Origin of the sequence: Klebsiella sp. WOUb02 (assembly GCF_050058015.1) — a bacterium.
Lineage (GTDB): Bacteria > Pseudomonadota > Gammaproteobacteria > Enterobacterales > Enterobacteriaceae > Klebsiella.
In genome coordinates, this window is sequence record NZ_CP170103.1 from 1 (window position 1) to 17,520 (window position 17,520).

Annotated in this window: 31 protein-coding genes; 16 read left to right on the plus strand and 15 right to left on the minus strand. The window is 46.7% G+C overall.

What is annotated here, in order from left to right:
* Positions 1-8: 8 nt before the first annotated feature.
* The 4 genes from ABOC21_RS00005 (at position 9) to tolA (ABOC21_RS00020) (ending at position 2,234) form a co-directional block, all read left to right on the plus strand.
* Complete coding sequence (locus tag ABOC21_RS00005) at positions 9-152, plus strand: replication initiation protein (RefSeq protein ID WP_426811765.1); 144 nt, start codon at positions 9-11, stop codon at positions 150-152.
* A gap of 497 nt (positions 153-649) precedes the next feature.
* The gene (locus ABOC21_RS00010; protein WP_426811759.1) at positions 650-982 is read left to right on the plus strand and encodes an EmrE family multidrug efflux SMR transporter; all 333 of its coding nucleotides are present in this window, start codon (positions 650-652) and stop codon (positions 980-982) included.
* Between the two features lie 334 nt (positions 983-1,316).
* On the plus strand, positions 1,317-1,727 hold the full coding sequence (locus tag ABOC21_RS00015; RefSeq protein WP_426811760.1) for an Exc2 family lipoprotein: 411 nt from the start codon (positions 1,317-1,319) through the stop codon (positions 1,725-1,727).
* Between the two features lie 72 nt (positions 1,728-1,799).
* Positions 1,800-2,234 carry a cell envelope integrity protein TolA gene (gene tolA / locus ABOC21_RS00020; RefSeq protein ID WP_426811761.1) on the plus strand — a complete coding sequence of 145 codons (435 nt, stop codon included), beginning with the start codon at positions 1,800-1,802 and terminating at the stop codon, positions 2,232-2,234.
* 542 nt (positions 2,235-2,776) lie between these two features.
* On the opposite strand, the gene ABOC21_RS00025 is transcribed toward tolA (ABOC21_RS00020), so the two are convergent.
* On the minus strand, positions 2,777-3,199 hold the full coding sequence (locus tag ABOC21_RS00025; RefSeq protein ID WP_426811762.1) for a helix-turn-helix domain-containing protein: 423 nt from the start codon (positions 3,197-3,199) through the stop codon (positions 2,777-2,779).
* Positions 3,199-3,390, minus strand: a complete 192-nt coding sequence (locus ABOC21_RS00030) for a Rop family plasmid primer RNA-binding protein (RefSeq protein WP_426811755.1) — start codon at positions 3,388-3,390, stop codon at positions 3,199-3,201. Before ABOC21_RS00030 ends, ABOC21_RS00025 begins: the two co-directional genes overlap by 1 nt.
* Positions 3,391-3,880: 490 nt before the next feature.
* Between ABOC21_RS00030 and ABOC21_RS00035 the strand changes: the two genes are divergently transcribed.
* Positions 3,881-4,234, plus strand: coding sequence for a hypothetical protein (locus tag ABOC21_RS00035; protein WP_426811756.1), 354 nt, complete (start codon positions 3,881-3,883; stop codon positions 4,232-4,234).
* On the opposite strand, the gene ABOC21_RS00040 is transcribed toward ABOC21_RS00035, so the two are convergent.
* A complete protein-coding gene (locus tag ABOC21_RS00040; RefSeq protein ID WP_426811766.1) occupies positions 4,198-4,302 on the minus strand; it encodes a colicin release lysis protein in 105 nt (34 codons plus the stop codon). The two genes, ABOC21_RS00035 and ABOC21_RS00040, sit on opposite strands and share 37 nt — an antisense overlap.
* 72 nt (positions 4,303-4,374) lie before the next feature.
* Between ABOC21_RS00040 and ABOC21_RS00045 the strand changes: the two genes are divergently transcribed.
* Entirely contained in the window at positions 4,375-4,593 is a 219-nt protein-coding gene (locus ABOC21_RS00045; protein WP_426811757.1) for a hypothetical protein, read from the plus strand.
* A gap of 457 nt (positions 4,594-5,050) precedes the next feature.
* Here ABOC21_RS00045 and ABOC21_RS00050 read toward each other — a convergent pair whose 3' ends face one another.
* Both ABOC21_RS00050 and ABOC21_RS00055 read right to left on the minus strand, forming a co-directional pair.
* On the minus strand, positions 5,051-5,242 hold the full coding sequence (locus ABOC21_RS00050; protein ID WP_426811758.1) for a helix-turn-helix transcriptional regulator: 192 nt from the start codon (positions 5,240-5,242) through the stop codon (positions 5,051-5,053).
* Positions 5,242-5,433 carry a Rop family plasmid primer RNA-binding protein gene (locus ABOC21_RS00055; protein ID WP_000166328.1) on the minus strand — a complete coding sequence of 64 codons (192 nt, stop codon included), beginning with the start codon at positions 5,431-5,433 and terminating at the stop codon, positions 5,242-5,244. Before ABOC21_RS00055 ends, ABOC21_RS00050 begins: the two co-directional genes overlap by 1 nt.
* 1,056 nt (positions 5,434-6,489) lie before the next feature.
* On the opposite strand from ABOC21_RS00055, the gene ABOC21_RS00060 reads away from it, so the two are divergent.
* The 3 genes from ABOC21_RS00060 (at position 6,490) to tolA (ABOC21_RS00070) (ending at position 8,074) form a co-directional block, all read left to right on the plus strand.
* Positions 6,490-6,822: an EmrE family multidrug efflux SMR transporter gene (locus ABOC21_RS00060; RefSeq protein WP_426811759.1), complete on the plus strand. Its 333-nt coding sequence runs from the start codon at positions 6,490-6,492 to the stop codon at positions 6,820-6,822.
* A gap of 334 nt (positions 6,823-7,156) precedes the next feature.
* Positions 7,157-7,567, plus strand: coding sequence for an Exc2 family lipoprotein (locus ABOC21_RS00065; RefSeq protein ID WP_426811760.1), 411 nt, complete (start codon positions 7,157-7,159; stop codon positions 7,565-7,567).
* A gap of 72 nt (positions 7,568-7,639) precedes the next feature.
* Positions 7,640-8,074: a cell envelope integrity protein TolA gene (gene tolA, locus ABOC21_RS00070; RefSeq protein WP_426811761.1), complete on the plus strand. Its 435-nt coding sequence runs from the start codon at positions 7,640-7,642 to the stop codon at positions 8,072-8,074.
* A 542-nt stretch (positions 8,075-8,616) separates the two neighbouring features.
* Here the strand turns inward: tolA (ABOC21_RS00070) and ABOC21_RS00075 are convergent.
* Together ABOC21_RS00075 and ABOC21_RS00080 are read right to left on the minus strand one after the other, a co-directional pair.
* A complete protein-coding gene (locus tag ABOC21_RS00075; RefSeq protein ID WP_426811762.1) occupies positions 8,617-9,039 on the minus strand; it encodes a helix-turn-helix domain-containing protein in 423 nt (140 codons plus the stop codon).
* Positions 9,039-9,230, minus strand: a complete 192-nt coding sequence (locus ABOC21_RS00080) for a Rop family plasmid primer RNA-binding protein (protein WP_426811755.1) — start codon at positions 9,228-9,230, stop codon at positions 9,039-9,041. The genes ABOC21_RS00075 and ABOC21_RS00080 overlap by 1 nt, the downstream gene beginning before the upstream one ends.
* Positions 9,231-9,720: 490 nt before the next feature.
* Between ABOC21_RS00080 and ABOC21_RS00085 the strand changes: the two genes are divergently transcribed.
* On the plus strand, positions 9,721-10,074 hold the full coding sequence (locus tag ABOC21_RS00085; RefSeq protein WP_426811756.1) for a hypothetical protein: 354 nt from the start codon (positions 9,721-9,723) through the stop codon (positions 10,072-10,074).
* Here the strand turns inward: ABOC21_RS00085 and ABOC21_RS00090 are convergent.
* Positions 10,038-10,142 carry a colicin release lysis protein gene (locus ABOC21_RS00090; protein WP_426811766.1) on the minus strand — a complete coding sequence of 35 codons (105 nt, stop codon included), beginning with the start codon at positions 10,140-10,142 and terminating at the stop codon, positions 10,038-10,040. The genes ABOC21_RS00085 and ABOC21_RS00090 overlap by 37 nt on opposite strands.
* 72 nt (positions 10,143-10,214) lie before the next feature.
* On the opposite strand from ABOC21_RS00090, the gene ABOC21_RS00095 reads away from it, so the two are divergent.
* A complete protein-coding gene (locus tag ABOC21_RS00095; protein ID WP_426811757.1) occupies positions 10,215-10,433 on the plus strand; it encodes a hypothetical protein in 219 nt (72 codons plus the stop codon).
* A gap of 457 nt (positions 10,434-10,890) precedes the next feature.
* On the opposite strand, the gene ABOC21_RS00100 is transcribed toward ABOC21_RS00095, so the two are convergent.
* The gene (locus tag ABOC21_RS00100) at positions 10,891-11,082 is read right to left on the minus strand and encodes a helix-turn-helix transcriptional regulator (RefSeq protein ID WP_426811758.1); all 192 of its coding nucleotides are present in this window, start codon (positions 11,080-11,082) and stop codon (positions 10,891-10,893) included.
* Positions 11,082-11,273 (minus strand): Rop family plasmid primer RNA-binding protein, encoded by a 192-nt coding sequence (locus tag ABOC21_RS00105; protein WP_000166328.1) that lies wholly within the window; start codon positions 11,271-11,273, stop codon positions 11,082-11,084. The genes ABOC21_RS00100 and ABOC21_RS00105 overlap by 1 nt, the downstream gene beginning before the upstream one ends.
* 1,056 nt (positions 11,274-12,329) lie before the next feature.
* Between ABOC21_RS00105 and ABOC21_RS00110 the strand changes: the two genes are divergently transcribed.
* The 3 genes from ABOC21_RS00110 (at position 12,330) to tolA (ABOC21_RS00120) (ending at position 13,914) form a co-directional block, all read left to right on the plus strand.
* Positions 12,330-12,662, plus strand: a complete 333-nt coding sequence (locus ABOC21_RS00110; RefSeq protein WP_426811759.1) for an EmrE family multidrug efflux SMR transporter — start codon at positions 12,330-12,332, stop codon at positions 12,660-12,662.
* A 334-nt stretch (positions 12,663-12,996) separates the two neighbouring features.
* Positions 12,997-13,407, plus strand: coding sequence for an Exc2 family lipoprotein (locus ABOC21_RS00115; RefSeq protein WP_426811760.1), 411 nt, complete (start codon positions 12,997-12,999; stop codon positions 13,405-13,407).
* Positions 13,408-13,479: 72 nt separating this feature from the next.
* A complete protein-coding gene (gene tolA / locus ABOC21_RS00120) occupies positions 13,480-13,914 on the plus strand; it encodes a cell envelope integrity protein TolA (RefSeq protein ID WP_426811761.1) in 435 nt (144 codons plus the stop codon).
* 542 nt (positions 13,915-14,456) lie between these two features.
* Here the strand turns inward: tolA (ABOC21_RS00120) and ABOC21_RS00125 are convergent.
* Both ABOC21_RS00125 and ABOC21_RS00130 read right to left on the minus strand, forming a co-directional pair.
* The gene (locus ABOC21_RS00125) at positions 14,457-14,879 is read right to left on the minus strand and encodes a helix-turn-helix domain-containing protein (protein ID WP_426811762.1); all 423 of its coding nucleotides are present in this window, start codon (positions 14,877-14,879) and stop codon (positions 14,457-14,459) included.
* Positions 14,879-15,070, minus strand: coding sequence for a Rop family plasmid primer RNA-binding protein (locus tag ABOC21_RS00130; RefSeq protein ID WP_426811763.1), 192 nt, complete (start codon positions 15,068-15,070; stop codon positions 14,879-14,881). Before ABOC21_RS00130 ends, ABOC21_RS00125 begins: the two co-directional genes overlap by 1 nt.
* A 490-nt stretch (positions 15,071-15,560) precedes the next feature.
* On the opposite strand from ABOC21_RS00130, the gene ABOC21_RS00135 reads away from it, so the two are divergent.
* Positions 15,561-15,914, plus strand: coding sequence for a hypothetical protein (locus ABOC21_RS00135; protein ID WP_426811756.1), 354 nt, complete (start codon positions 15,561-15,563; stop codon positions 15,912-15,914).
* Here ABOC21_RS00135 and ABOC21_RS00140 read toward each other — a convergent pair.
* The gene (locus tag ABOC21_RS00140; RefSeq protein WP_426811766.1) at positions 15,878-15,982 is read right to left on the minus strand and encodes a colicin release lysis protein; all 105 of its coding nucleotides are present in this window, start codon (positions 15,980-15,982) and stop codon (positions 15,878-15,880) included. The two genes, ABOC21_RS00135 and ABOC21_RS00140, sit on opposite strands and share 37 nt — an antisense overlap.
* 72 nt (positions 15,983-16,054) lie before the next feature.
* Here ABOC21_RS00140 and ABOC21_RS00145 point away from each other — a divergent pair, with 72 nt between their 5' ends.
* The gene (locus ABOC21_RS00145; protein ID WP_426811757.1) at positions 16,055-16,273 is read left to right on the plus strand and encodes a hypothetical protein; all 219 of its coding nucleotides are present in this window, start codon (positions 16,055-16,057) and stop codon (positions 16,271-16,273) included.
* Positions 16,274-16,730: 457 nt separating this feature from the next.
* On the opposite strand, the gene ABOC21_RS00150 is transcribed toward ABOC21_RS00145, so the two are convergent.
* Positions 16,731-16,922, minus strand: a complete 192-nt coding sequence (locus tag ABOC21_RS00150) for a helix-turn-helix transcriptional regulator (protein WP_426811758.1) — start codon at positions 16,920-16,922, stop codon at positions 16,731-16,733.
* Positions 16,922-17,113: a Rop family plasmid primer RNA-binding protein gene (locus ABOC21_RS00155; protein ID WP_426811764.1), complete on the minus strand. Its 192-nt coding sequence runs from the start codon at positions 17,111-17,113 to the stop codon at positions 16,922-16,924. Before ABOC21_RS00155 ends, ABOC21_RS00150 begins: the two co-directional genes overlap by 1 nt.
* Positions 17,114-17,520 lie beyond the last annotated feature (407 nt).

Here is a 17,520-nt window from a genome sequence, read left to right on the forward strand (position 1 = left end):
TGGACTGTATGCACGAACCCCCCGTTCAGTCCGACTGCTGCGCCTTATCCGGTAACTATCGTCTTGAGTCCAACCCGGTAAGACATGCAAAAGCGCCACTGGCAGCAGCCACTGGTAACAGGTTCGCAGAGCAAAGAAATCTTGATGAGTGAGGCTAACAAAGGCTACACTGGTAAAATGAATTTGGTTTCTGTGCTCTGCGAAAGCCAGTTACCTTGGTTCAGAAACTTGCCGGTTTCTGCTCCGTCGAAAAAACCACCTTGCCGGGTGGTTTTTCGTTTCTGGGACAAGAGACTACGACGGTAGAAGATTGATCACAAGAAGATCCCTTAATCCCCATCATTGAATGTATGTAAGATTTAACCTTTCGTTAGCGTTATGGTAACCCATAAAAAAAACAATAAAATCATAACAATAAACAAACAAAGGAGCGCATTACATGTCAATTTTACGCATGGATGGAAACGTAAAAATAGGCCACATTTACGAATGTATGTTTGGCATGTTCAAGAAAAATGAAGCAGCTACAGACGACTACAACTACCACATACCTAATGAGATGATAAAAAAACGGCTAGTGGTGGTTACACCAACGCTTAGAAAACCATTGTGTTAAAGTACAAGCATCATCCATATGATGGACAAATCTATGAATCTTTACTTTGTACTTGGATTGGCAATTGTTTCTGAAGTTATTGGTACAACAATGATGAAATACTCAGAGGGATTCAGCCGCCTCTGGCCTTCTGTCGGAACGATCGTATTTTATGGGGCTGCGTTCTATTTTTTGTCACAAACACTCTCACATATTCCAACAGGCATAGCGTATGCAATCTGGTCAGGAGTAGGGATTGTGCTTATAAGCCTTATTGGTTGGTTGTTAAATGGTCAAAGACTAGACTTCCCGGCTATTTTAGGTCTTACTCTGATATGTTCCGGTGTTTTGATAATCAACATTTTCTCTAAAGCAGTAGCTCACTAATCAGAGAAAGCTTATCTGTAATAAATCATCGAATACTTCCCATATCTCAGTATGAACTGAACATTGTATTTACCATAACATCTCAATTGTACGCACCGCTAAAACGGCCTCAGGGCGTTTCTGACAGGAAACCGCTAAAACAGGCAACAAACCACCCGAAAACCCGCCAGAAACGCACCTGGTTAATTTTACGTGCATGCATGACTATGCAGCCAGGTGAATCAGTCTCTGTTTAACTCTTTTTGCATAATGATGTGACTATTTACAGCCATTTACGAACCCCATTACCGGCATCTATCATGGAGTCAATTTTAACAGACAGGGACGCTCCGTAATGTCTATCAGACCACTCACTACCATCACTCTCATCCTGCCATTGCTGCTGGCAGCCTGCTCCGGTTCACAGACCAGCGTCGAACGTAATGCCAGCCATGCCGTATCTGCTATTGACCGAATTCATTTCGACCCGAATACCCGCATGTTAAAAGCAGACAGTATCAATTCCCTGAAACCCATGATGCAGCAACTCTATGACCAGGGGAAAAAAGACCGGGCAGATGGTCTGACTCTTGCTCAGGCCCAACAGCGCGTGGAAAGCTTCAGAAACCCTGAGGTCTTGTCCGGTGGGCAGAAAGCGAGATTCCTCAGCCAGGAATACGATACTGATAATCCCGATAAGCAGCGTCAAATTCTTCTGGACGCAGGAATATCTTCATACTGGGACGGCTATAACGGACGCCCTTAATGCTCACCCCCCAGGGAAAACCGGATATCACCTCTGCGGTGTTTTCCTGGGAAAATACAGAGAAGTATTCACATGCACATCAGACCATTATCGGTTCTCATGATCATTCTTCCACTCCTTATGACGGCATGTAATGGAAGCCACGCATCAAAAACAGGTATCAACTCCACTGACAACGCCAAATCAACGGGAGTTGATGATCTTTTAGGTGGTCTTCAGTCTGCAACGATGCTCCCGGAACAATCAAAATTGTCTGCATATGCACACCAGATACGGGAAGCCATAACCGTGCAGATGCATGACATAAATACATATACAGGAAAAACCTGCGTCATCAGTATCTCTCTTCAGCCAGATGGCTCAGTGAACAATGCAACAGCAAAAGAAGGTGATGAAAAACTATGCAAAGCGGTGATTTCAGTCATTACCCGTGCACAGATACCTGCTCCACCCGATGAAGAAACGTATCAGCGGTTCAAAAATGCCAATCTTGATTTCAGACTATAAAAAAAGCCGCTGTAATATCAAAAACGGTGAACGGGGACGCAATTTATTGCGTGGCCGTGAAGCGTTGCCGGCGCAGCCGGAAAACAGGTTTTAAGCACGTTCAGGAATCCGGCTCAGCGAAAGCCGACAATGACGTTATGGCAAGTCGCCGGACGACTCACCACGCGATTCACCGGCGATTCGACTCGTGACTTGACTCTAGAGTCACCACGGTGAAAAAAACACCAAACACGCAAGTCGACTCTAGAGTCAAGTCGTCATAAGTTACTGATAGTATGGAGTGAGTCGTCGACGACTCTAGGGCGAGTCGTGGCCAAGTCGTTCACGAGTCGTCGACGACTTGGATTTGCCTTAAAAAATGTAATATAGCGTAATTTCAAAACACATAACCAACTGAAATTAAATCATTATCTGTAAAATTTTAATTTTGCGTGGGGTGTGGGTATTTTTAGTGGTGAGGAATGGTCAGAGATTTGACGGTTTTTGGGAAGGTTCAGGAACTCCCCGGAATGGCCGGAGAGCAAAATTAAATCGTAGCGGGTTCAGGATTTTTTCCAGAATTTCCACCACGGAGAATGAGCCGGTGAAGAGGGGGCTTGCTTGTGCTCCAGAAGCTGCATAGCCTGGCGAAGGGAATCAATATGCTCATCGCGAGCTTTAACAGCCCCTTTAAGACCATCGTTTTCAGCTTCAAGCAAAGCGATTCTATGTTGTAAATCATGTAAATAATTAGTGTTAACCCCTGTAGATTCTGCGTCACTTCTTACATCATATTTTACAGTGTCGATTACACCACCAAGAGAACCAAAAACCCTAATAAGCTCTGATGTATCAATAACTTTAATATCCTTCCCGTGCTTTATAACAGAGGTGTAACTTAACTTACCACTGTTAATCATCTTGTAAATAGTGGGGCGACTAACCTTAACAAGCCGTGCAGCTTCACTAATAGACACACTGGCCATCAGTTACCATCCTGTAATGCATCCAGTCTCGAAGACAGTGTACGGAAAAGATGCTCCGCATCATCGTGGAGTTTCTCACAAAGATCGGCCTCAGCATCGAGATCAAGCTCATTAAGCTTCTCCAGCAGGGGCAGGGACTGATTCTGGATGAATTTAGCCATGTTCAGAGCTGTTTTCTGTTGTTTAGTCATAAAGGGCCTCAGAGCGTCAGTGCTCAATGTCAAAGCGGTCTCTTTTCCGCTTCCTCGCTCACTCAGTCGCGATGCTCCTGCCGTTCGACTGCGGCGAGCGGTCGCAAGTCACGTATAAGGGCATAAGACGACAGCACAGATAGCCAAAGAGAACAAGAAAAGGCCGCGGCGTTGCCGTTTTTCCATAGGCTCCGCCCCCCTGACAAGCATCACAGAAACGGACGCTCAAATCAGTGGTGGCGAAACCCGATGCGGCTTAAAGATACCGGAAGTTTCCCTCCGGTGGCTCCCTCGTGCTCCCCCGCATTCCTGCCTTTCGGTTTACCGGTGTCATTCCGCTGTTATGGCCGCGTTTATCTCATTCCACGCCTGACACTCAGTTCCGGGAAGGCAGTTCGCTCCAGGATGGACTGTATGCACGAACCCCCCGTTCAGTCCGACTGCTGCGCCTTATCCGGTAACTATCGTCTTGAGTCCAACCCGGTAAGACATGCAAAAGCGCCACTGGCAGCAGCCACTGGTAACAGGTTCGCAGAGCAAAGAAATCTTGATGAGTGAGGCTAACAAAGGCTACACTGGTAAAACGAATTTGGTTTCTGTGCTCTGCGAAAGCCAGTTACCTTGGTTCAGAAACTTGCCGGTTTCTGCTCCGTCGAAAAAACCACCTGCCAGGGTGGTTTTTTCGACGGAGCAGAAACCACCTGCCAGGGTGGTTTTTTCGTTTACAGAGCAAGAGATTACGCGCAGAAAAAAAGGATCTCAAGAAGATCCTTTTATCTTTTCTACTGAACCTCGATCCCTGTCAGTTCAAAGGAGGAGGATGGGTGCCACCGTTCCATCCTGAACATCCCGGATATAGTTTGCTGCATATTCCGATGAATCCGACAGAGTTTTCCCAGGAAAAATAAATATCTCTTCTGAGGATAGTTAACAAAGGAAATTAGGAATACTCTTAGCTTGAGGCCTCTCATTAAGGTGGTTTTTATGCTTTCCATTCATGGGGTTGATGGTTATAACTACCTGATAAATATAAAAGAAATCAAAATGATAAAAGGTTGCGGGGATAAGGTTTACATTTATATACGAAATATTGATTCCCCAATTGTCAGTTCCATTCCTTATGAGAGGTTGGTTGTCTTAATTGGCCGCGATCTGGATTCTAATGCTGTAAAAACTACACCAGATACAGAATATGGAAAATAAGGGCGGATTCAAGTCCCAAGTGCAGAGCTAAGACAAGCGCTTAGCTCTGCAAACACCACCGAGGGTTTTCTGAACCCAAGAACTTGCGTAGCCTACGGTTCAACGCCCCCTGATAGCGCTGCAGGTCAGTTCACTTGGGATAAACTGCCTTAACTAGTGGTGAGAAGCGTTCAGAGATTTGACGTTTTTTGGGAAGGTTCAGGAACTCCCCGGAATGGCCGGAGAGCAAGACTGAAGCATGGCGGGATCAGTATTTCTTCCAGAATTTCCACCACGGCACCGGGGATTCAGTTAATTTTGCCTGGTGGTTTTCAAGAAGGAGCATCGCCTGTTTCAGGCTATCAATGTGTGAATCCTTGGATAAAAGCAAAGTGTTCAGGTGTTCAACCTCCTGTTTCAGGTGACGAATAACCTGTTCACTCTGGTCAGCAGAGGCTGTATCACGCTGTTCATAGACCTATCCAGAATGGTGTTCACCCTTTGGTTGCTCAAATGGTCCAAAAACGCGTAAAAGCTCTGAGGTATCGACCATTTTTGCATTGCGCTCACCGCTACAGGTGGACAGTTCACCTGTTTTAATTAACCTGTGCAGGGTTGTCCGGCTCTTACCCGTCAGCCGGGCAGCCTCACTAATAGACACTCTGGCCATCAGTTACCATCCTGTAATGCATCCAGTCTTGAGGACAGTGTACGGAAAAGATGCTCCGCATCATCGTGGAGTTTCTCACAAAGATCGGCCTCAGCATCGAGATCAAGCTCATTAAGCTTCTCCAGCAGGAGCAGGGACTGATTCTGGATGAATTTAGCCATGTTCAGAGCTGTTTTCTGTTGTTTAGTCATAAAGGGCCTCAGAGCGTCAGTGCTCAATGTCAAAGCGGTCTCTTTTCCGCTTCCTCGCTCACTCAGTCGCGATGCTCCTGCCGTTCGACTGCGGCGAGCGGTCGCAAGTCACGTATAAGGGCATAAGACGACAGCACAGATAGCCAAAGAGAACAAGAAAAGGCCGCGGCGTTGCCGTTTTTCCATAGGCTCCGCCCCCCCTGACAAGCATCACAGAAACGGACGCTCAAATCAGTGGTGGCGAAACCCGATGCGGCTTAAAGATACCGGAAGTTTCCCTCCGGTGGCTCCCTCGTGCTCCCCCGCATTCCTGCCTTTCGGTTTACCGGTGTCATTCCGCTGTTATGGCCGCGTTTATCTCATTCCACGCCTGACACTCAGTTCCGGGAAGGCAGTTCGCTCCAGGATGGACTGTATGCACGAACCCCCCGTTCAGTCCGACTGCTGCGCCTTATCCGGTAACTATCGTCTTGAGTCCAACCCGGTAAGACATGCAAAAGCGCCACTGGCAGCAGCCACTGGTAACAGGTTCGCAGAGCAAAGAAATCTTGATGAGTGAGGCTAACAAAGGCTACACTGGTAAAATGAATTTGGTTTCTGTGCTCTGCGAAAGCCAGTTACCTTGGTTCAGAAACTTGCCGGTTTCTGCTCCGTCGAAAAAACCACCTTGCCGGGTGGTTTTTCGTTTCTGGGACAAGAGACTACGACGGTAGAAGATTGATCACAAGAAGATCCCTTAATCCCCATCATTGAATGTATGTAAGATTTAACCTTTCGTTAGCGTTATGGTAACCCATAAAAAAAACAATAAAATCATAACAATAAACAAACAAAGGAGCGCATTACATGTCAATTTTACGCATGGATGGAAACGTAAAAATAGGCCACATTTACGAATGTATGTTTGGCATGTTCAAGAAAAATGAAGCAGCTACAGACGACTACAACTACCACATACCTAATGAGATGATAAAAAAACGGCTAGTGGTGGTTACACCAACGCTTAGAAAACCATTGTGTTAAAGTACAAGCATCATCCATATGATGGACAAATCTATGAATCTTTACTTTGTACTTGGATTGGCAATTGTTTCTGAAGTTATTGGTACAACAATGATGAAATACTCAGAGGGATTCAGCCGCCTCTGGCCTTCTGTCGGAACGATCGTATTTTATGGGGCTGCGTTCTATTTTTTGTCACAAACACTCTCACATATTCCAACAGGCATAGCGTATGCAATCTGGTCAGGAGTAGGGATTGTGCTTATAAGCCTTATTGGTTGGTTGTTAAATGGTCAAAGACTAGACTTCCCGGCTATTTTAGGTCTTACTCTGATATGTTCCGGTGTTTTGATAATCAACATTTTCTCTAAAGCAGTAGCTCACTAATCAGAGAAAGCTTATCTGTAATAAATCATCGAATACTTCCCATATCTCAGTATGAACTGAACATTGTATTTACCATAACATCTCAATTGTACGCACCGCTAAAACGGCCTCAGGGCGTTTCTGACAGGAAACCGCTAAAACAGGCAACAAACCACCCGAAAACCCGCCAGAAACGCACCTGGTTAATTTTACGTGCATGCATGACTATGCAGCCAGGTGAATCAGTCTCTGTTTAACTCTTTTTGCATAATGATGTGACTATTTACAGCCATTTACGAACCCCATTACCGGCATCTATCATGGAGTCAATTTTAACAGACAGGGACGCTCCGTAATGTCTATCAGACCACTCACTACCATCACTCTCATCCTGCCATTGCTGCTGGCAGCCTGCTCCGGTTCACAGACCAGCGTCGAACGTAATGCCAGCCATGCCGTATCTGCTATTGACCGAATTCATTTCGACCCGAATACCCGCATGTTAAAAGCAGACAGTATCAATTCCCTGAAACCCATGATGCAGCAACTCTATGACCAGGGGAAAAAAGACCGGGCAGATGGTCTGACTCTTGCTCAGGCCCAACAGCGCGTGGAAAGCTTCAGAAACCCTGAGGTCTTGTCCGGTGGGCAGAAAGCGAGATTCCTCAGCCAGGAATACGATACTGATAATCCCGATAAGCAGCGTCAAATTCTTCTGGACGCAGGAATATCTTCATACTGGGACGGCTATAACGGACGCCCTTAATGCTCACCCCCCAGGGAAAACCGGATATCACCTCTGCGGTGTTTTCCTGGGAAAATACAGAGAAGTATTCACATGCACATCAGACCATTATCGGTTCTCATGATCATTCTTCCACTCCTTATGACGGCATGTAATGGAAGCCACGCATCAAAAACAGGTATCAACTCCACTGACAACGCCAAATCAACGGGAGTTGATGATCTTTTAGGTGGTCTTCAGTCTGCAACGATGCTCCCGGAACAATCAAAATTGTCTGCATATGCACACCAGATACGGGAAGCCATAACCGTGCAGATGCATGACATAAATACATATACAGGAAAAACCTGCGTCATCAGTATCTCTCTTCAGCCAGATGGCTCAGTGAACAATGCAACAGCAAAAGAAGGTGATGAAAAACTATGCAAAGCGGTGATTTCAGTCATTACCCGTGCACAGATACCTGCTCCACCCGATGAAGAAACGTATCAGCGGTTCAAAAATGCCAATCTTGATTTCAGACTATAAAAAAAGCCGCTGTAATATCAAAAACGGTGAACGGGGACGCAATTTATTGCGTGGCCGTGAAGCGTTGCCGGCGCAGCCGGAAAACAGGTTTTAAGCACGTTCAGGAATCCGGCTCAGCGAAAGCCGACAATGACGTTATGGCAAGTCGCCGGACGACTCACCACGCGATTCACCGGCGATTCGACTCGTGACTTGACTCTAGAGTCACCACGGTGAAAAAAACACCAAACACGCAAGTCGACTCTAGAGTCAAGTCGTCATAAGTTACTGATAGTATGGAGTGAGTCGTCGACGACTCTAGGGCGAGTCGTGGCCAAGTCGTTCACGAGTCGTCGACGACTTGGATTTGCCTTAAAAAATGTAATATAGCGTAATTTCAAAACACATAACCAACTGAAATTAAATCATTATCTGTAAAATTTTAATTTTGCGTGGGGTGTGGGTATTTTTAGTGGTGAGGAATGGTCAGAGATTTGACGGTTTTTGGGAAGGTTCAGGAACTCCCCGGAATGGCCGGAGAGCAAAATTAAATCGTAGCGGGTTCAGGATTTTTTCCAGAATTTCCACCACGGAGAATGAGCCGGTGAAGAGGGGGCTTGCTTGTGCTCCAGAAGCTGCATAGCCTGGCGAAGGGAATCAATATGCTCATCGCGAGCTTTAACAGCCCCTTTAAGACCATCGTTTTCAGCTTCAAGCAAAGCGATTCTATGTTGTAAATCATGTAAATAATTAGTGTTAACCCCTGTAGATTCTGCGTCACTTCTTACATCATATTTTACAGTGTCGATTACACCACCAAGAGAACCAAAAACCCTAATAAGCTCTGATGTATCAATAACTTTAATATCCTTCCCGTGCTTTATAACAGAGGTGTAACTTAACTTACCACTGTTAATCATCTTGTAAATAGTGGGGCGACTAACCTTAACAAGCCGTGCAGCTTCACTAATAGACACACTGGCCATCAGTTACCATCCTGTAATGCATCCAGTCTCGAAGACAGTGTACGGAAAAGATGCTCCGCATCATCGTGGAGTTTCTCACAAAGATCGGCCTCAGCATCGAGATCAAGCTCATTAAGCTTCTCCAGCAGGGGCAGGGACTGATTCTGGATGAATTTAGCCATGTTCAGAGCTGTTTTCTGTTGTTTAGTCATAAAGGGCCTCAGAGCGTCAGTGCTCAATGTCAAAGCGGTCTCTTTTCCGCTTCCTCGCTCACTCAGTCGCGATGCTCCTGCCGTTCGACTGCGGCGAGCGGTCGCAAGTCACGTATAAGGGCATAAGACGACAGCACAGATAGCCAAAGAGAACAAGAAAAGGCCGCGGCGTTGCCGTTTTTCCATAGGCTCCGCCCCCCTGACAAGCATCACAGAAACGGACGCTCAAATCAGTGGTGGCGAAACCCGATGCGGCTTAAAGATACCGGAAGTTTCCCTCCGGTGGCTCCCTCGTGCTCCCCCGCATTCCTGCCTTTCGGTTTACCGGTGTCATTCCGCTGTTATGGCCGCGTTTATCTCATTCCACGCCTGACACTCAGTTCCGGGAAGGCAGTTCGCTCCAGGATGGACTGTATGCACGAACCCCCCGTTCAGTCCGACTGCTGCGCCTTATCCGGTAACTATCGTCTTGAGTCCAACCCGGTAAGACATGCAAAAGCGCCACTGGCAGCAGCCACTGGTAACAGGTTCGCAGAGCAAAGAAATCTTGATGAGTGAGGCTAACAAAGGCTACACTGGTAAAACGAATTTGGTTTCTGTGCTCTGCGAAAGCCAGTTACCTTGGTTCAGAAACTTGCCGGTTTCTGCTCCGTCGAAAAAACCACCTGCCAGGGTGGTTTTTTCGACGGAGCAGAAACCACCTGCCAGGGTGGTTTTTTCGTTTACAGAGCAAGAGATTACGCGCAGAAAAAAAGGATCTCAAGAAGATCCTTTTATCTTTTCTACTGAACCTCGATCCCTGTCAGTTCAAAGGAGGAGGATGGGTGCCACCGTTCCATCCTGAACATCCCGGATATAGTTTGCTGCATATTCCGATGAATCCGACAGAGTTTTCCCAGGAAAAATAAATATCTCTTCTGAGGATAGTTAACAAAGGAAATTAGGAATACTCTTAGCTTGAGGCCTCTCATTAAGGTGGTTTTTATGCTTTCCATTCATGGGGTTGATGGTTATAACTACCTGATAAATATAAAAGAAATCAAAATGATAAAAGGTTGCGGGGATAAGGTTTACATTTATATACGAAATATTGATTCCCCAATTGTCAGTTCCATTCCTTATGAGAGGTTGGTTGTCTTAATTGGCCGCGATCTGGATTCTAATGCTGTAAAAACTACACCAGATACAGAATATGGAAAATAAGGGCGGATTCAAGTCCCAAGTGCAGAGCTAAGACAAGCGCTTAGCTCTGCAAACACCACCGAGGGTTTTCTGAACCCAAGAACTTGCGTAGCCTACGGTTCAACGCCCCCTGATAGCGCTGCAGGTCAGTTCACTTGGGATAAACTGCCTTAACTAGTGGTGAGAAGCGTTCAGAGATTTGACGTTTTTTGGGAAGGTTCAGGAACTCCCCGGAATGGCCGGAGAGCAAGACTGAAGCATGGCGGGATCAGTATTTCTTCCAGAATTTCCACCACGGCACCGGGGATTCAGTTAATTTTGCCTGGTGGTTTTCAAGAAGGAGCATCGCCTGTTTCAGGCTATCAATGTGTGAATCCTTGGATAAAAGCAAAGTGTTCAGGTGTTCAACCTCCTGTTTCAGGTGACGAATAACCTGTTCACTCTGGTCAGCAGAGGCTGTATCACGCTGTTCATAGACCTATCCAGAATGGTGTTCACCCTTTGGTTGCTCAAATGGTCCAAAAACGCGTAAAAGCTCTGAGGTATCGACCATTTTTGCATTGCGCTCACCGCTACAGGTGGACAGTTCACCTGTTTTAATTAACCTGTGCAGGGTTGTCCGGCTCTTACCCGTCAGCCGGGCAGCCTCACTAATAGACACTCTGGCCATCAGTTACCATCCTGTAATGCATCCAGTCTTGAGGACAGTGTACGGAAAAGATGCTCCGCATCATCGTGGAGTTTCTCACAAAGATCGGCCTCAGCATCGAGATCAAGCTCATTAAGCTTCTCCAGCAGGAGCAGGGACTGATTCTGGATGAATTTAGCCATGTTCAGAGCTGTTTTCTGTTGTTTAGTCATAAAGGGCCTCAGAGCGTCAGTGCTCAATGTCAAAGCGGTCTCTTTTCCGCTTCCTCGCTCACTCAGTCGCGATGCTCCTGCCGTTCGACTGCGGCGAGCGGTCGCAAGTCACGTATAAGGGCATAAGACGACAGCACAGATAGCCAAAGAGAACAAGAAAAGGCCGCGGCGTTGCCGTTTTTCCATAGGCTCCGCCCCCCCTGACAAGCATCACAGAAACGGACGCTCAAATCAGTGGTGGCGAAACCCGATGCGGCTTAAAGATACCGGAAGTTTCCCTCCGGTGGCTCCCTCGTGCTCCCCCGCATTCCTGCCTTTCGGTTTACCGGTGTCATTCCGCTGTTATGGCCGCGTTTATCTCATTCCACGCCTGACACTCAGTTCCGGGAAGGCAGTTCGCTCCAGGATGGACTGTATGCACGAACCCCCCGTTCAGTCCGACTGCTGCGCCTTATCCGGTAACTATCGTCTTGAGTCCAACCCGGTAAGACATGCAAAAGCGCCACTGGCAGCAGCCACTGGTAACAGGTTCGCAGAGCAAAGAAATCTTGATGAGTGAGGCTAACAAAGGCTACACTGGTAAAATGAATTTGGTTTCTGTGCTCTGCGAAAGCCAGTTACCTTGGTTCAGAAACTTGCCGGTTTCTGCTCCGTCGAAAAAACCACCTTGCCGGGTGGTTTTTCGTTTCTGGGACAAGAGACTACGACGGTAGAAGATTGATCACAAGAAGATCCCTTAATCCCCATCATTGAATGTATGTAAGATTTAACCTTTCGTTAGCGTTATGGTAACCCATAAAAAAAACAATAAAATCATAACAATAAACAAACAAAGGAGCGCATTACATGTCAATTTTACGCATGGATGGAAACGTAAAAATAGGCCACATTTACGAATGTATGTTTGGCATGTTCAAGAAAAATGAAGCAGCTACAGACGACTACAACTACCACATACCTAATGAGATGATAAAAAAACGGCTAGTGGTGGTTACACCAACGCTTAGAAAACCATTGTGTTAAAGTACAAGCATCATCCATATGATGGACAAATCTATGAATCTTTACTTTGTACTTGGATTGGCAATTGTTTCTGAAGTTATTGGTACAACAATGATGAAATACTCAGAGGGATTCAGCCGCCTCTGGCCTTCTGTCGGAACGATCGTATTTTATGGGGCTGCGTTCTATTTTTTGTCACAAACACTCTCACATATTCCAACAGGCATAGCGTATGCAATCTGGTCAGGAGTAGGGATTGTGCTTATAAGCCTTATTGGTTGGTTGTTAAATGGTCAAAGACTAGACTTCCCGGCTATTTTAGGTCTTACTCTGATATGTTCCGGTGTTTTGATAATCAACATTTTCTCTAAAGCAGTAGCTCACTAATCAGAGAAAGCTTATCTGTAATAAATCATCGAATACTTCCCATATCTCAGTATGAACTGAACATTGTATTTACCATAACATCTCAATTGTACGCACCGCTAAAACGGCCTCAGGGCGTTTCTGACAGGAAACCGCTAAAACAGGCAACAAACCACCCGAAAACCCGCCAGAAACGCACCTGGTTAATTTTACGTGCATGCATGACTATGCAGCCAGGTGAATCAGTCTCTGTTTAACTCTTTTTGCATAATGATGTGACTATTTACAGCCATTTACGAACCCCATTACCGGCATCTATCATGGAGTCAATTTTAACAGACAGGGACGCTCCGTAATGTCTATCAGACCACTCACTACCATCACTCTCATCCTGCCATTGCTGCTGGCAGCCTGCTCCGGTTCACAGACCAGCGTCGAACGTAATGCCAGCCATGCCGTATCTGCTATTGACCGAATTCATTTCGACCCGAATACCCGCATGTTAAAAGCAGACAGTATCAATTCCCTGAAACCCATGATGCAGCAACTCTATGACCAGGGGAAAAAAGACCGGGCAGATGGTCTGACTCTTGCTCAGGCCCAACAGCGCGTGGAAAGCTTCAGAAACCCTGAGGTCTTGTCCGGTGGGCAGAAAGCGAGATTCCTCAGCCAGGAATACGATACTGATAATCCCGATAAGCAGCGTCAAATTCTTCTGGACGCAGGAATATCTTCATACTGGGACGGCTATAACGGACGCCCTTAATGCTCACCCCCCAGGGAAAACCGGATATCACCTCTGCGGTGTTTTCCTGGGAAAATACAGAGAAGTATTCACATGCACATCAGACCATTATCGGTTCTCATGATCATTCTTCCACTCCTTATGACGGCATGTAATGGAAGCCACGCATCAAAAACAGGTATCAACTCCACTGACAACGCCAAATCAACGGGAGTTGATGATCTTTTAGGTGGTCTTCAGTCTGCAACGATGCTCCCGGAACAATCAAAATTGTCTGCATATGCACACCAGATACGGGAAGCCATAACCGTGCAGATGCATGACATAAATACATATACAGGAAAAACCTGCGTCATCAGTATCTCTCTTCAGCCAGATGGCTCAGTGAACAATGCAACAGCAAAAGAAGGTGATGAAAAACTATGCAAAGCGGTGATTTCAGTCATTACCCGTGCACAGATACCTGCTCCACCCGATGAAGAAACGTATCAGCGGTTCAAAAATGCCAATCTTGATTTCAGACTATAAAAAAAGCCGCTGTAATATCAAAAACGGTGAACGGGGACGCAATTTATTGCGTGGCCGTGAAGCGTTGCCGGCGCAGCCGGAAAACAGGTTTTAAGCACGTTCAGGAATCCGGCTCAGCGAAAGCCGACAATGACGTTATGGCAAGTCGCCGGACGACTCACCACGCGATTCACCGGCGATTCGACTCGTGACTTGACTCTAGAGTCACCACGGTGAAAAAAACACCAAACACGCAAGTCGACTCTAGAGTCAAGTCGTCATAAGTTACTGATAGTATGGAGTGAGTCGTCGACGACTCTAGGGCGAGTCGTGGCCAAGTCGTTCACGAGTCGTCGACGACTTGGATTTGCCTTAAAAAATGTAATATAGCGTAATTTCAAAACACATAACCAACTGAAATTAAATCATTATCTGTAAAATTTTAATTTTGCGTGGGGTGTGGGTATTTTTAGTGGTGAGGAATGGTCAGAGATTTGACGGTTTTTGGGAAGGTTCAGGAACTCCCCGGAATGGCCGGAGAGCAAAATTAAATCGTAGCGGGTTCAGGATTTTTTCCAGAATTTCCACCACGGAGAATGAGCCGGTGAAGAGGGGGCTTGCTTGTGCTCCAGAAGCTGCATAGCCTGGCGAAGGGAATCAATATGCTCATCGCGAGCTTTAACAGCCCCTTTAAGACCATCGTTTTCAGCTTCAAGCAAAGCGATTCTATGTTGTAAATCATGTAAATAATTAGTGTTAACCCCTGTAGATTCTGCGTCACTTCTTACATCATATTTTACAGTGTCGATTACACCACCAAGAGAACCAAAAACCCTAATAAGCTCTGATGTATCAATAACTTTAATATCCTTCCCGTGCTTTATAACAGAGGTGTAACTTAACTTACCACTGTTAATCATCTTGTAAATAGTGGGGCGACTAACCTTAACAAGCCGTGCAGCTTCACTAATAGACACACTGGCCATCAGTTACCATCCTGTAATGCATCCAGTCTCGAAGACAGTGTACGGAAAAGATGCTCCGCATCATCGTGGAGTTTCTCACAAAGATCGGCCTCAGCATCGAGATCAAGCTCATTAAGCTTCTCCAGCAGGGGCAGGGACTGATTCTGGATGAATTTAGCCATGTTCAGAGTCGTTTTCTGTTGTTTAGTCATAAAGGGCCTCAGAGCGTCAGTGCTCAATGTCAAAGCGGTCTCTTTTCCGCTTCCTCGCTCACTCAGTCGCGATGCTCCTGCCGTTCGACTGCGGCGAGCGGTCGCAAGTCACGTATAAGGGCATAAGACGACAGCACAGATAGCCAAAGAGAACAAGAAAAGGCCGCGGCGTTGCCGTTTTTCCATAGGCTCCGCCCCCCTGACAAGCATCACAGAAACGGACGCTCAAATCAGTGGTGGCGAAACCCGATGCGGCTTAAAGATACCGGAAGTTTCCCTCCGGTGGCTCCCTCGTGCTCCCCCGCATTCCTGCCTTTCGGTTTACCGGTGTCATTCCGCTGTTATGGCCGCGTTTATCTCATTCCACGCCTGACACTCAGTTCCGGGAAGGCAGTTCGCTCCAGGATGGACTGTATGCACGAACCCCCCGTTCAGTCCGACTGCTGCGCCTTATCCGGTAACTATCGTCTTGAGTCCAACCCGGTAAGACATGCAAAAGCGCCACTGGCAGCAGCCACTGGTAACAGGTTCGCAGAGCAAAGAAATCTTGATGAGTGAGGCTAACAAAGGCTACACTGGTAAAACGAATTTGGTTTCTGTGCTCTGCGAAAGCCAGTTACCTTGGTTCAGAAACTTGCCGGTTTCTGCTCCGTCGAAAAAACCACCTGCCAGGGTGGTTTTTTCGACGGAGCAGAAACCACCTGCCAGGGTGGTTTTTTCGTTTACAGAGCAAGAGATTACGCGCAGAAAAAAAGGATCTCAAGAAGATCCTTTTATCTTTTCTACTGAACCTCGATCCCTGTCAGTTCAAAGGAGGAGGATGGGTGCCACCGTTCCATCCTGAACATCCCGGATATAGTTTGCTGCATATTCCGATGAATCCGACAGAGTTTTCCCAGGAAAAATAAATATCTCTTCTGAGGATAGTTAACAAAGGAAATTAGGAATACTCTTAGCTTGAGGCCTCTCATTAAGGTGGTTTTTATGCTTTCCATTCATGGGGTTGATGGTTATAACTACCTGATAAATATAAAAGAAATCAAAATGATAAAAGGTTGCGGGGATAAGGTTTACATTTATATACGAAATATTGATTCCCCAATTGTCAGTTCCATTCCTTATGAGAGGTTGGTTGTCTTAATTGGCCGCGATCTGGATTCTAATGCTGTAAAAACTACACCAGATACAGAATATGGAAAATAAGGGCGGATTCAAGTCCCAAGTGCAGAGCTAAGACAAGCGCTTAGCTCTGCAAACACCACCGAGGGTTTTCTGAACCCAAGAACTTGCGTAGCCTACGGTTCAACGCCCCCTGATAGCGCTGCAGGTCAGTTCACTTGGGATAAACTGCCTTAACTAGTGGTGAGAAGCGTTCAGAGATTTGACGTTTTTTGGGAAGGTTCAGGAACTCCCCGGAATGGCCGGAGAGCAAGACTGAAGCATGGCGGGATCAGTATTTCTTCCAGAATTTCCACCACGGCACCGGGGATTCAGTTAATTTTGCCTGGTGGTTTTCAAGAAGGAGCATCGCCTGTTTCAGGCTATCAATGTGTGAATCCTTGGATAAAAGCAAAGTGTTCAGGTGTTCAACCTCCTGTTTCAGGTGACGAATAACCTGTTCACTCTGGTCAGCAGAGGCTGTATCACGCTGTTCATAGACCTATCCAGAATGGTGTTCACCCTTTGGTTGCTCAAATGGTCCAAAAACGCGTAAAAGCTCTGAGGTATCGACCATTTTTGCATTGCGCTCACCGCTACAGGTGGACAGTTCACCTGTTTTAATTAACCTGTGCAGGGTTGTCCGGCTCTTACCCGTCAGCCGGGCAGCCTCACTAATAGACACTCTGGCCATCAGTTACCATCCTGTAATGCATCCAGTCTTGAGGACAGTGTACGGAAAAGATGCTCCGCATCATCGTGGAGTTTCTCACAAAGATCGGCCTCAGCATCGAGATCAAGCTCATTAAGCTTCTCCAGCAGGAGCAGGGACTGATTCTGGATGAATTTAGCCATGTTCAGAGTCGTTTTCTGTTGTTTAGTCATAAAGGGCCTCAGAGCGTCAGTGCTCAATGTCAAAGCGGTCTCTTTTCCGCTTCCTCGCTCACTCAGTCGCGATGCTCCTGCCGTTCGACTGCGGCGAGCGGTCGCAAGTCACGTATAAGGGCATAAGACGACAGCACAGATAGCCAAAGAGAACAAGAAAAGGCCGCGGCGTTGCCGTTTTTCCATAGGCTCCGCCCCCCCTGACAAGCATCACAGAAACGGACGCTCAAATCAGTGGTGGCGAAACCCGATGCGGCTTAAAGATACCGGAAGTTTCCCTCCGGTGGCTCCCTCGTGCTCCCCCGCATTCCTGCCTTTCGGTTTACCGGTGTCATTCCGCTGTTATGGCCGCGTTTATCTCATTCCACGCCTGACACTCAGTTCCGGGAAGGCAGTTCGCTCCAGGA

Bases quoted from the DNA above. Each gene is read 5' to 3' on its own strand.
- ABOC21_RS00005 (WP_426811765.1), top strand. From the start codon at position 9: ATGCACGAACCCCCCGTTCAGTCCGACTGCTGCGCCTTATCCGGTAAC.
- ABOC21_RS00010 (WP_426811759.1), top strand. From the start codon at position 650: ATGAATCTTTACTTTGTACTTGGATTGGCAATTGTTTCTGAAGTTATT.
- ABOC21_RS00015 (WP_426811760.1), top strand. From the start codon at position 1,317: ATGTCTATCAGACCACTCACTACCATCACTCTCATCCTGCCATTGCTG.
- tolA (WP_426811761.1), top strand. From the start codon at position 1,800: ATGCACATCAGACCATTATCGGTTCTCATGATCATTCTTCCACTCCTT.
- ABOC21_RS00025 (WP_426811762.1), bottom strand. From the start codon at position 3,199: ATGGCCAGTGTGTCTATTAGTGAAGCTGCACGGCTTGTTAAGGTTAGT.
- ABOC21_RS00030 (WP_426811755.1), bottom strand. From the start codon at position 3,390: ATGACTAAACAACAGAAAACAGCTCTGAACATGGCTAAATTCATCCAG.
- ABOC21_RS00035 (WP_426811756.1), top strand. From the start codon at position 3,881: ATGCAAAAGCGCCACTGGCAGCAGCCACTGGTAACAGGTTCGCAGAGC.
- ABOC21_RS00045 (WP_426811757.1), top strand. From the start codon at position 4,375: ATGCTTTCCATTCATGGGGTTGATGGTTATAACTACCTGATAAATATA.
- ABOC21_RS00050 (WP_426811758.1), bottom strand. From the start codon at position 5,242: ATGGCCAGAGTGTCTATTAGTGAGGCTGCCCGGCTGACGGGTAAGAGC.
- ABOC21_RS00055 (WP_000166328.1), bottom strand. From the start codon at position 5,433: ATGACTAAACAACAGAAAACAGCTCTGAACATGGCTAAATTCATCCAG.
- ABOC21_RS00060 (WP_426811759.1), top strand. From the start codon at position 6,490: ATGAATCTTTACTTTGTACTTGGATTGGCAATTGTTTCTGAAGTTATT.
- ABOC21_RS00065 (WP_426811760.1), top strand. From the start codon at position 7,157: ATGTCTATCAGACCACTCACTACCATCACTCTCATCCTGCCATTGCTG.
- tolA (WP_426811761.1), top strand. From the start codon at position 7,640: ATGCACATCAGACCATTATCGGTTCTCATGATCATTCTTCCACTCCTT.
- ABOC21_RS00075 (WP_426811762.1), bottom strand. From the start codon at position 9,039: ATGGCCAGTGTGTCTATTAGTGAAGCTGCACGGCTTGTTAAGGTTAGT.
- ABOC21_RS00080 (WP_426811755.1), bottom strand. From the start codon at position 9,230: ATGACTAAACAACAGAAAACAGCTCTGAACATGGCTAAATTCATCCAG.
- ABOC21_RS00085 (WP_426811756.1), top strand. From the start codon at position 9,721: ATGCAAAAGCGCCACTGGCAGCAGCCACTGGTAACAGGTTCGCAGAGC.
- ABOC21_RS00095 (WP_426811757.1), top strand. From the start codon at position 10,215: ATGCTTTCCATTCATGGGGTTGATGGTTATAACTACCTGATAAATATA.
- ABOC21_RS00100 (WP_426811758.1), bottom strand. From the start codon at position 11,082: ATGGCCAGAGTGTCTATTAGTGAGGCTGCCCGGCTGACGGGTAAGAGC.
- ABOC21_RS00105 (WP_000166328.1), bottom strand. From the start codon at position 11,273: ATGACTAAACAACAGAAAACAGCTCTGAACATGGCTAAATTCATCCAG.
- ABOC21_RS00110 (WP_426811759.1), top strand. From the start codon at position 12,330: ATGAATCTTTACTTTGTACTTGGATTGGCAATTGTTTCTGAAGTTATT.
- ABOC21_RS00115 (WP_426811760.1), top strand. From the start codon at position 12,997: ATGTCTATCAGACCACTCACTACCATCACTCTCATCCTGCCATTGCTG.
- tolA (WP_426811761.1), top strand. From the start codon at position 13,480: ATGCACATCAGACCATTATCGGTTCTCATGATCATTCTTCCACTCCTT.
- ABOC21_RS00125 (WP_426811762.1), bottom strand. From the start codon at position 14,879: ATGGCCAGTGTGTCTATTAGTGAAGCTGCACGGCTTGTTAAGGTTAGT.
- ABOC21_RS00130 (WP_426811763.1), bottom strand. From the start codon at position 15,070: ATGACTAAACAACAGAAAACGACTCTGAACATGGCTAAATTCATCCAG.
- ABOC21_RS00135 (WP_426811756.1), top strand. From the start codon at position 15,561: ATGCAAAAGCGCCACTGGCAGCAGCCACTGGTAACAGGTTCGCAGAGC.
- ABOC21_RS00145 (WP_426811757.1), top strand. From the start codon at position 16,055: ATGCTTTCCATTCATGGGGTTGATGGTTATAACTACCTGATAAATATA.
- ABOC21_RS00150 (WP_426811758.1), bottom strand. From the start codon at position 16,922: ATGGCCAGAGTGTCTATTAGTGAGGCTGCCCGGCTGACGGGTAAGAGC.
- ABOC21_RS00155 (WP_426811764.1), bottom strand. From the start codon at position 17,113: ATGACTAAACAACAGAAAACGACTCTGAACATGGCTAAATTCATCCAG.